The organism is Marinomonas sp. SBI8L (assembly GCF_001624705.1).
Taxonomy (GTDB): Bacteria; Pseudomonadota; Gammaproteobacteria; order Pseudomonadales; family Marinomonadaceae; genus Marinomonas.
In genome coordinates, this window is the sequence record NZ_JSEO01000025.1 from 1 (window position 1) to 9612 (window position 9612).

At 40.9% G+C, this 9612-nt stretch carries 11 protein-coding genes and 2 rRNA genes; 12 read left to right on the forward strand and 1 reads right to left on the reverse strand.

Features of this window, described 5'->3' with window-relative positions:
* From OA91_RS23590 to OA91_RS23615, 6 genes are all read left to right on the forward strand, one after another.
* Positions 1–86, forward strand: a 16S ribosomal RNA gene (locus OA91_RS23590); the annotation flags it as partial.
* A gap of 235 nt (positions 87–321) precedes the next feature.
* Entirely contained in the window at positions 322–507 is a 186-nt protein-coding gene (locus OA91_RS23595) for a DUF2970 domain-containing protein (RefSeq protein ID WP_046017902.1), read from the forward strand.
* A 134-nt stretch (positions 508–641) separates the two neighbouring features.
* The gene (gene coxB / locus OA91_RS23600; RefSeq protein WP_063340055.1) at positions 642–1775 is read left to right on the forward strand and encodes a cytochrome c oxidase subunit II; all 1134 of its coding nucleotides are present in this window, start codon (positions 642–644) and stop codon (positions 1773–1775) included.
* A gap of 9 nt (positions 1776–1784) precedes the next feature.
* Entirely contained in the window at positions 1785–3353 is a 1569-nt protein-coding gene (gene ctaD, locus OA91_RS23605) for a cytochrome c oxidase subunit I (protein ID WP_046017900.1), read from the forward strand.
* Positions 3354–3355: 2 nt separating this feature from the next.
* On the forward strand, positions 3356–3889 hold the full coding sequence (locus OA91_RS23610) for a cytochrome c oxidase assembly protein (RefSeq protein ID WP_063340056.1): 534 nt from the start codon (positions 3356–3358) through the stop codon (positions 3887–3889).
* 33 nt (positions 3890–3922) lie between these two features.
* On the forward strand, positions 3923–4789 hold the full coding sequence (locus OA91_RS23615) for a cytochrome c oxidase subunit 3 (protein ID WP_063340057.1): 867 nt from the start codon (positions 3923–3925) through the stop codon (positions 4787–4789).
* On the opposite strand, the gene OA91_RS24885 is transcribed toward OA91_RS23615, so the two are convergent.
* A complete protein-coding gene (locus OA91_RS24885) occupies positions 4763–5005 on the reverse strand; it encodes a DUF2909 family protein (RefSeq protein ID WP_063340058.1) in 243 nt (80 codons plus the stop codon). The genes OA91_RS23615 and OA91_RS24885 overlap by 27 nt on opposite strands.
* Positions 5006–5056: 51 nt before the next feature.
* Between OA91_RS24885 and OA91_RS23625 the strand changes: the two genes are divergently transcribed.
* The 6 genes from OA91_RS23625 to OA91_RS23655 all read left to right on the forward strand — a co-directional run.
* Entirely contained in the window at positions 5057–5842 is a 786-nt protein-coding gene (locus OA91_RS23625) for an SURF1 family protein (protein WP_063340059.1), read from the forward strand.
* Positions 5832–6353 (forward strand): hypothetical protein, encoded by a 522-nt coding sequence (locus OA91_RS23630; RefSeq protein WP_046017895.1) that lies wholly within the window; start codon positions 5832–5834, stop codon positions 6351–6353. Before OA91_RS23625 ends, OA91_RS23630 begins: the two co-directional genes overlap by 11 nt.
* A gap of 173 nt (positions 6354–6526) precedes the next feature.
* The gene (locus OA91_RS23635; RefSeq protein WP_063340060.1) at positions 6527–7609 is read left to right on the forward strand and encodes a COX15/CtaA family protein; all 1083 of its coding nucleotides are present in this window, start codon (positions 6527–6529) and stop codon (positions 7607–7609) included.
* A complete protein-coding gene (cyoE, locus tag OA91_RS23640) occupies positions 7593–8489 on the forward strand; it encodes a heme o synthase (RefSeq protein WP_063340061.1) in 897 nt (298 codons plus the stop codon). The genes OA91_RS23635 and cyoE overlap by 17 nt, the downstream gene beginning before the upstream one ends.
* Before the next feature lie 43 nt (positions 8490–8532).
* A complete protein-coding gene (locus OA91_RS23645) occupies positions 8533–9135 on the forward strand; it encodes a Yip1 family protein (protein WP_063340062.1) in 603 nt (200 codons plus the stop codon).
* 395 nt (positions 9136–9530) lie between these two features.
* Positions 9531–9612, forward strand: a 23S ribosomal RNA gene (locus OA91_RS23655); the annotation flags it as partial.

Genomic DNA, 9612 nt, shown 5'->3' on the forward strand with positions numbered 1-9612 from the left:
GGGCGGTTACCACGGAGTGGTCAATGACTGGGGTGAAGTCGTAACAAGGTAGCCCTAGGGGAACCTGGGGCTGGATCACCTCCTTAAACGATATGAAGCTCTGGTGAGTGTTCACACAAATTATCTGTAATAAATTCTTACAAAAGGTCGCTTATAGCGACCTTTTTGCGTTTCTAGCCCTCTATATTTTTCAGCTATTCAGCTTTATAAACTATCAATATTTATGAGAGGCTTTGTTGTCTGAATAAGTCAGTTGGCTTGATTTTCTTCTCTTTTGCTTCCACTCTGACATTAACTCAAATAGCTTAAAGGGATGGATCAATGAATATTTGGAAAGTTTTTAAAGCTGTTTTTTCTGCCTTTATTGGCGTACAAAGTGAAAAAAATCGGTTAGAAGATTTTCAGTCTAATAGCCCTATTCCCTTCATCTTGGTGGGTATTTTAATGGTGCTCATTTTTATCGTTTCCTTAATATATCTTGTTAACTTCATGGTTTATTTAACCTAATTATTTTCAAAAGTTACTGGCAAGCTGAAAATTGCTTTCTATACTCTGAATATCGCTCAAGGTTAAAGCAGGGTATTGGGGCTTTGTTTCTTGGGTTCTCTACGTATAAAAAAAACACAAGTAGGGGTAAAAAGATGAAGGAGAGATCTTGTTCGTCAGCTGCTTTAATTATCTTAGCTGCCTTGTGGTCTGTTTCTGCTCAAGCTGATTGGGCGTTAAATATGACTGAAGGGGTAACTGAGGTTAGCCGTTCAATTTATTCATTACATATGCAAATCTTTTGGATTTGTGTCGTTATTGCGATAGCTGTGTTTAGTGTGATGTTCTGGTCTATTATCCACCACCGTAAATCGGCGGGGGCTAAAGCAGAACAATTTCATGAAAATACCACTGTCGAATTAATCTGGACTATTGTCCCTGTTTTAATTCTTGTCGCTATGGCTGTTCCTGCCACCACAACCTTAATTGAAATGTACGATACATCCGACTCGGATGTAGATATTCAGGTCACAGGTTATCAGTGGAAATGGCAATATCAGTATCTTGGTGAAGATCTTTCTTTTTTTAGTAATCTGTCCACCAATCCCGATGAAATTTATAACAAAGTCGAAAAAAATGAAAACTATCTACTTGAGGTAGATGAGCCGCTCGTTGTGCCAATTGGTAAAAAAATCCGCTTCTTAGTGACATCAAATGATGTAATTCACTCTTGGTGGGTGCCTGCATTTGCGGTCAAGCGTGATGCGATTCCTGGTTTTATTAATGAGTCATGGACTCGTATTGATGAGGTAGGAATATATCGAGGTCAATGTGCTGAACTCTGTGGTAAAGATCATGGCTTCATGCCAATTGTCGTGCAGGCAGTGACCGATGAGGACTATGCACTTTGGTTAGCAGATAAGAAAGCTAGCATAGCAGCAGAAGTCGCAGCAGCAGCGAGAATTTGGAGTTTAGAGGAGTTAATGGAAAGAGGTGAAAAAGTTTACCAGACAAACTGCGCTGCCTGTCACCAAGTTGGCGGTCAGGGTATTTCGCCTATGTTCCCTGCGCTTAAAGCGAGTGCAATAGCAACCAAACCTGAACAAATAGATGAACATATTAAAATTGTTTTAGAAGGACGGGCGGGTACGGCCATGCAAGCTTATGCTGCGCAATTAAGTGCTGTCGAATTGGCTGCGGTTATTACCTATGAGAGAAATGCTTGGGGTAATGACACTGGTGATATCATCACACCGCAATCCATCCAATCAATGCTTAAGAGTAAATAGGGGAATTATATGACGTCTGCTGTAGGTCATCATCATGGTCCCGCAACTGGGATAACTCGTTGGTTATTTACGACTAACCATAAAGATATAGGCTCTATGTATTTGATCTTTAGTCTGCTGATGTTCTTTATTGGCGGTTCTATGGCATTGGTTATTCGCATGGAGCTTGTGGAGCCTGGGTTGCAGGTCGTGCAACCAGAGTTTTTCAATCAAATGACAACCATGCATGGTTTGATTATGGTGTTTGGTGCTGTAATGCCAGCGTTTGTTGGTTTGGCAAACTGGATGGTGCCATTAATGATAGGTGCGCCAGATATGGCATTACCTAGATTGAATAATTTTAGTTTCTGGTTATTGCCATTTGCATTTTTTATGCTGCTTTCCACCCTAGTGATGGATGGAGGAGCACCTGATTTTGGCTGGACCTTCTATGCTCCTTTATCCACGACTTATGCTCCTCCGAGTGTAACCTTCTTTATCTTTGCTATTCACTTAGCGGGTGTCTCCTCAATTTTAGGGGCGATTAATGTGATTGTTACCATCATGAATATGCGTGCGCCAACCATGTCTTACATGAAAATGCCGCTATTCGTTTGGACTTGGTTAATCACGGCTTTCTTATTGGTTGCTGTCATGCCTGTACTTGCTGGTACGGTTACCATGATGCTGACAGATATTCATTTTGGTACTAGTTTCTTTGATGCAGGCGGCGGCGGTGATCCAGTTTTGTTCCAGCACTTGTTCTGGTTCTTCGGACACCCTGAAGTTTACATTATGATATTGCCAGCATTTGGTATTATTTCTCAAATTGTCCCAACATTTAGTCGCAAGCCATTATTCGGCTATGCCTCTATGGTTTATGCAACGTCTTCGATTGCGCTTTTATCTTTCACCGTTTGGGCGCATCACATGTTCACGGTAGGGATTCCGTTAGTTGGTGAACTCTTCTTTATGTATGCCACCATGCTGATTTCTGTGCCAACAGGGGTGAAGGTGTTTAACTGGGTGGCGACTATGTTTAGAGGGTCAATGACCTTTGAGACACCTATGTTATTTGCAATCGCCTTTATTGTCTTGTTTACGATAGGTGGTTTTTCTGGATTGATGTTGGCGATTTCACCTGCTGACTTCCAATACCATGATACCTACTTTGTTGTTGCTCATTTCCATTATGTTCTCGTGCCAGGTGCTGTTTTCTCGATTATGGCTGCGGCTTATTATTGGATGCCGAAATGGACAGGTAACATGTATGACGAGTATTTAGGTAAGTGTCATTTCTGGTGCTCATTTGTAGGTTTGAATCTTACTTTCTTCCCGATGCATTTTGTGGGCCTTGCGGGTATGCCAAGGCGTATCCCTGATTACTCGATCCAGTTTGCCGATTTTAATTTGGTATCGAGTTTAGGGGGCTTCTTGTTTGGATTCTCTCAACTGATTTTTGTATTGGTAGTTGTTAAATGTGTGAAAGGTGGTAAAAAAGCAGAAGCTGTTGTTTGGGAAGGTGCAGAAGGGTTGGAGTGGCAAGTGCCTTCACCTGCACCTTATCATACTTTTGAAACACCACCAGAAGTGAAATAAAGATGAAAAGTAACCGTAAACTTATATTGCAGTTGTGTGGAGCGACCGTCGGCATGTTCTTGTTTGGATTTGCCCTTGTTCCACTCTACGACGTGTTTTGTGATATCACAGGGCTTAATGGCAAGTTGGAGTTGGTTGCTAAGAAAAATACCGGTGTGATCGATACTTCTCGAGCAATTAAAGTGCAGTTTATTGCGAATACTAACGAGAATATGCCTTGGGACTTTGTTGCTAAAGACGTAGAAATGACAGTGCATCCAGGTGAAAACGCAAGGGCTGACTTTTTTGTTCAGAATCTAACAAATGAGCAAATGGTTGGCCAAGCAATTGTTAGTGTTAGCCCTTCTATTGGGGCTAAGTATTTTCATAAAACTCAGTGCTTCTGTTTTGATCGCCAAGTACTTAATGGCAAACAGGCTCAAGAGGTGAGTGTCTTGTTTAGTCTCGATACTGATCTACCTGATAGGGTTAAAAAGATTACCTTGTCTTATACTTTTTTTGATATTACGGATTTACAGCCGGTAGCGGCAAACTAATAAAATTAAAAGCGTTAAAGTGGGAGAAAAATAATGAAAAACTCACACGAACATTACTATGTGCCAAGTCAAAGTGCTTGGCCTATAGTGGCAACCTTCGCCTTGTTCTTTATGGCATTTGGAGGAGGTCTTTTAATTAATTATGGTTCTCCTTTGCTATTAACCGCAGGGGTAGGGCTGATGGCTTATATCTTTTATGGCTGGTTTAGTAAGGTTGTAGAAGAGAGTCATGATGGTTTGTACAGTGTGCAAATGGATAATAGCTTTAGATTAGGTATGGCTTGGTTTATTTTTTCTGAGGTTATGTTCTTTGCGGCGTTTTTTGGCGCTCTTTTTTATATAAGAACGCTTGCAATGCCTTGGCTAAATGGTGAAGGCGACCATGCCATGACCCATGAACTACTTTGGCCTAACTTTATTGGTGAATGGCCATTGCTTAATACACCTGCGGCAACGTCTAGTGTGCCATCTGGCTTGCCTGACCCTTTCCATCTTCCCCTTATTAATACTGTATTGTTAATGCTTTCTAGTGTTACTTTAACCATTGCTCACCATGCTCTTAAAGATAATGACAGAGTTAAAACCATTCGTTGGATGGCAATAACCTTAGTGTTAGGTGTGGCTTTCTTAATAGTGCAAGGGATTGAGTATTATGAGGCTTATGCGCATTTAGGTTTAACACTTGAGTCTGGTATCTATGGCTCGACCTTTTTCATGCTTACTGGGTTTCATGGCATACATGTCACCTTGGGTAGCATTATTCTATTGGTCATCTTAATTAGATTGCTAAAAGGCCATTTTTCGCCAGACAAGCATTTTGGGTTTGAGGCATCTGCTTGGTACTGGCACTTTGTTGATGTTGTCTGGCTTGGCTTATTTATCTTTGTCTATATTGTCTAGCTGTTCTTGGGTGACTTGCCATGGTGCTTTGTTGCCCAGATCGCCAGTGTAAAGACCAAAGGTGACAAGGCAAAGCAACAATAGGGTTAGAGAAACCCTGAAAGATAAAGAAACAAATAAGTGTTTAGAGTTTTTTTTGTTAAAAAGAAAAAACAACCCAGTAAAAAGGCTGGCTAAGATACCGAAAAATACGATCAATATTAATGATATAAGCATACATCTTTTCCTTAAGGGTTCTAAGTATTACCAAGAGGACATGTTATTAAGATGCCACAATTAACAGGTTTGCAACAGGCAATTTTTAGACAAGGTCGAGGGAAGCTAGCTGTTTTCATTTGCTTGGTGGTAGTGTTTTTTAGCCTTACTCTGTCATTAGGTTTTTGGCAGCTAGATAGAGCCGCACAAAAAGAGGACTATCTCGCACGTAATCAAACGAATGAAATAATGCAGGCATCAAGTTGGGTAAGTGCAATAGATGGGCAGTTGATTCAACTTAACGGCAAATATCTATCTCAATATCAATTTTTGATAGATAACAAAACCTATCAAGGTAAGTTTGGTTATGACGTGATAGTGCCCTTTTTAACCAAGGTCGGTCTTGATGATGTTCTTTTTTGGGTGAACTTAGGTTGGGTTGAAGCTTCGGTTGATAGGAGTAAGCTGAATAAAACAAATTTACCTAATGCAGAAGTAGAGTTGCAAGCACGAGTTTATCTACCTGCTAAAAAAGGTTTTCGGTTAAGTGATGCTCAGTATCAAACACAAGGTTGGCCTAGTCGGGTTCAATATTTTGATGCCAGTTTTTTTCAACAATTGATAGGTACAGAATTAACTCAGAAAAAAAGGCATTTATTAGTGTCTGGGTTTGAGATGAGATTAGAGGCTCATCAAGCAGGTGTTCAGGTTAGACGTTGGTTGCCTAACAATGTAATGCCACCGGAAAAACATCTTGCCTATGCATTCCAATGGTTTGCATTAGCATTTTCTCTAATTGTTCTCGCTGTTGTTTTCTTAGTACGTCATGTTAAGGAGAGTATGAATAATGAGATCTAAACTGTATTCCAGAACAATCGTCTTAATTATGTTTGCCATGACAGGTTTACCTTTATCTTTTGCATGGGCAATGGTGTTTACGGATTGGCGGCCAAGTGAAATTACGGCAAAAGGGGAATTTCTTGAAACACCTATTGCTTGGGACACGATCTCAACGAGTCCTCTAGCAGGAGAAGATGGTACATGGCGATTGCTTGTCATTGAAGAGTCTTGTCAGTCTCCTTGTCTTGATCGTTTAGAATCATATCGACGTATGCATGTCGCTTTAGGTCGACAATCAGATGGTCTATCAAGAGTGTTATTGACTAAGGAGCAAATAGATAATCAAGATAGTTTCTTGTATCTAGATAAATTTTCTAATCTTGATGCAGATAGCGTTAAAGACTTGAAGCACAAAGCCTGGTTGGTAGACCCCCAAGGCTGGTTAGTTATGTCATTCAAAGCAGAGCAGGATGCCGCTGAATTACATAAAGATATTTTGAAGTTACTTAAAAATAACTTTCAAGGCTAAATAAATAGATCACTAAAGGTTTATCAAGCCAGACAGTATTAAAGGAACCTGCGGATAAGTCCTCCCGCCTCAGCGTGTGGATAAAAGCGCCTAGGTTTATGGCGAGGGGCGTAACTTAATCGTAAGTTCCTAAAGCATCACCAGATTGATTCCTTGTTACAAGTGAGCGCAATATGATAGAAGCGAAAATGCCAAGTCCAAAACAAGAGACAGCTTTTACGGAACAACAAAGCGTCTCTTCTTTCTTCAATATTCGACTAATCACTCTAGTCGGTGTATTTCTTATTTTCATTGTGGTTGGCCTAGGTGCTTACACTAGGTTGTCTCATTCGGGTTTGGGATGTCCAGATTGGCCGGGCTGCTATGGCTTTTTAACCTCGCCAGACTCTAAAACAGAAGTCGCATTAGCTAATGCGCGTTTCCCTGAAAATGCGGTAGAAAGTGAAAAGGGTTGGATCGAAATGATTCACCGTTATGTTGCAGGAATAGCCTTGCTTTTAACCTTAGCCATTTTCATTGTATCTATGCGAGCGCGAATGAAAGGGTGTCATGAGACCTACTTTAAGCATGTCAGCCTGATTCTTGGTGTCATTGTATTGCAGGCAGCATTTGGAATGTGGACAGTCACCTTAAAGTTATGGCCGCAAGTTGTGACGGCACACCTGTTAGGTGGCTTTACCACGTTAAGCTTGTATTACCTTTTATGGTTAAGGTCCAAATCCAACGAATTACCTAGGATAAAAACGAACATTTCCCTTAAGGCAAAGTTAGCTGTTTCCTTTGTCTTTTTTCTCACCATAGTGCAGATCTTTCTTGGTGGCTGGATGGCCTCTAACTATGCAGCCTTTGCCTGCCCTGATTTGCCCTTATGTCAGGGAGAAGTTTGGCCAAAGGCAGATTATGCCCAAGGGTTTAATTTATTTCAGAGTATCGGGCCAACTTACCTTGGTGGCTTATTGGAAGGAGAGGCCAGAGTTGCCATTCATTTGATGCATAGATTAGGCGCTTTAGTACTAATGCTTGCGATTTTAGCTGTTGGCTTCTATATATTTAATAAGAATAAGCAGTTAGCTTGCCGATTAGTGGTTGTTTTGATGCTTCAAGTTGGTTTGGGTGTGGCCAATGTCTGGTTTCATATCCCAGTTCAAATTGCAGTAATACATAACCTTGTTGCAGCTTTGCTCTTACTTCATATGCTCGAAGTGCTTTATGTCTTAATGCAGGCAAAAGAAGAGGTAGATGAATATGCTTACTAATGTGCGAATTGATCAAGCGCGCCTTTCATGGCGTGACTATTACAATCTATGTAAAGCAAGAGTCGTTGCTGTTCTTCTTTTAACAGCGGTAGTTGGGATGTTCTTAGCGACACCTGAAGTGCCTAGTTTAAGTCTCGTGCTTATATCTACTCTTGGTATTGGTTTGTGCGCAACTTCAGCCGCTGCATTTAATCACGTTCTAGATAGACGTTTCGATGCCATCATGTATCGCACTCGTAATCGACCATTACCAAGTGGCAAAGTCGGTACACAACAAGCGGTTTTATTTGCCATCATAATTGGTGCCTTGGGCTTTAGTATACTTTACTTATTAGTGAACCCATTAAGTGCTTATCTAACGCTTGCTTCGTTAATTGGTTATGCACTTATATACACCGCTTTTTTAAAGCGCGCTACGCCACAGAATATTACGATAGGTGGTTTAGCAGGGGCTATGCCGCCGCTACTTGGCTGGGTATCAATAACAGGAACATTAGAGCCAAATAGTTTATTACTTGTGTTGATTATTTTTGCTTGGACCCCTCCACACTTTTGGGCCTTAGCAATACATAAACGTGAAGATTATGCCAAAGCAGGGATCCCTATGTTACCTGTTACTCATGGTGTGGCCTTCACCCGATTACAAATTTTGCTCTATACCTGTTTATTAGTTTTAACCACAGCGCTGCCTTTCATAACAGCAATGAGTGGCTTGATATATTTGTTTGGCGTTGTTTTGTTGAATATGCGCTTTATGTATTTTGCATTGCAACTATTTGGAAATGACGAATCAGTACCTCTTAGGATGTTCTGGTACTCCATTCGTTACATTATGTGGTTGTTTGCATGGCTGCTAGTGGATCACTACATTCCATTATAGGTTGGCAATAACCTAATCAGTGTTACCTGAACTGGAGGTGTTTATGTACGTACAACATTTTGTCGGATTAATTCATCATCCCAAAGAAGAGTGGGAGGAGATAGTCGAAGAGAAGTACTCGATAGTTCAATGCTACCTTAGATACATTATCTGGCTTGCTGCCATACCGGCTGTGTCTGTATACATAGGCACAACGCAAGTTGGCTGGAGTTTAGGTGGTGGAGATACGGTGTTACTAACGGAAGCAAGTGCTTTACCCATAGCCATAGCATTCTATCTGGTATTACTAGGTGCGGTTGGTGCAATGGCGTACGCCATGTATTGGATGGAGCATACCTATGGTGTTGATGCGAGTTTAGAGCGTTGCTTCATGCTAACAACATTTACGGCAACGCCAATGATGCTGGCAGGATTAGCAGGTTTGTATCCCGTGATGTGGTTTGATGTCATGGTTGGTCTAATAGCCGTCACCCATACCCTTAAGTTGTTAATTACAGGGGTGCCAATTTTAGGGCATATCTCTGAAGAGCGTGGTTTCATGTTCTCCATGTCCGTTGTCACAGTAGGGCTTTGTGTTTTAGTCGCTGTGTTGGCAATTACCGTCATCTTATGGGCGTCTGTTACACCACCTGTGTTTATAAGGTAAAAGTATTAGATAAGTACGTTTATTAAGCGATTTTAATGATGGGAAAAAGAGGGCTTAGGTCCTCTTTTTTTGGTTTTAAAAAATAATAAGAAAAGTAAAAATAAGCGTTGACGGAAGCAAAACTCTAGGTATAATTCGCCTCCACGATTTGGGGGAAGCAAATCAAAAACAACTTCCAAGTTAAGTTTTAAACTTAGCCAACGCTCTTTAACAATAAAACTTTTGAATAGATCGAAATGATTGATCTTATTGTATTTATACAATTTATTAGTCATTTCAAAGACGATAATCAAGCGTCAAACCGGTGGAAACACACTTTAACCTAGTGTGGTTTCAAATCGTAAATCCAGCGAGACACAAAAGCTCGTTGGTATATAGACCCTTTTGGGTTATATGGTCAAGTGACCAAGCGTGCACGGTGGATGCCTTGGCAGTCAGAGGCGATGAAGGACGTGGTAATCTGCGAAAAGCTCGGGG

What these genes read in the sequence shown, in the direction of transcription:
- OA91_RS23595 (WP_046017902.1), top strand. Translation starts at nt 322, where the DNA reads ATGAATATTTGGAAAGTTTTTAAAGCTGTTTTTTCTGCCTTTATTGGC.
- coxB (WP_063340055.1), top strand. Translation starts at nt 642, where the DNA reads ATGAAGGAGAGATCTTGTTCGTCAGCTGCTTTAATTATCTTAGCTGCC.
- ctaD (WP_046017900.1), top strand. Translation starts at nt 1,785, where the DNA reads ATGACGTCTGCTGTAGGTCATCATCATGGTCCCGCAACTGGGATAACT.
- OA91_RS23610 (WP_063340056.1), top strand. Translation starts at nt 3,356, where the DNA reads ATGAAAAGTAACCGTAAACTTATATTGCAGTTGTGTGGAGCGACCGTC.
- OA91_RS23615 (WP_063340057.1), top strand. Translation starts at nt 3,923, where the DNA reads ATGAAAAACTCACACGAACATTACTATGTGCCAAGTCAAAGTGCTTGG.
- OA91_RS24885 (WP_063340058.1), bottom strand. Translation starts at nt 5,005, where the DNA reads ATGCTTATATCATTAATATTGATCGTATTTTTCGGTATCTTAGCCAGC.
- OA91_RS23625 (WP_063340059.1), top strand. Translation starts at nt 5,057, where the DNA reads ATGCCACAATTAACAGGTTTGCAACAGGCAATTTTTAGACAAGGTCGA.
- OA91_RS23630 (WP_046017895.1), top strand. Translation starts at nt 5,832, where the DNA reads ATGAGATCTAAACTGTATTCCAGAACAATCGTCTTAATTATGTTTGCC.
- OA91_RS23635 (WP_063340060.1), top strand. Translation starts at nt 6,527, where the DNA reads ATGATAGAAGCGAAAATGCCAAGTCCAAAACAAGAGACAGCTTTTACG.
- cyoE (WP_063340061.1), top strand. Translation starts at nt 7,593, where the DNA reads ATGAATATGCTTACTAATGTGCGAATTGATCAAGCGCGCCTTTCATGG.
- OA91_RS23645 (WP_063340062.1), top strand. Translation starts at nt 8,533, where the DNA reads ATGTACGTACAACATTTTGTCGGATTAATTCATCATCCCAAAGAAGAG.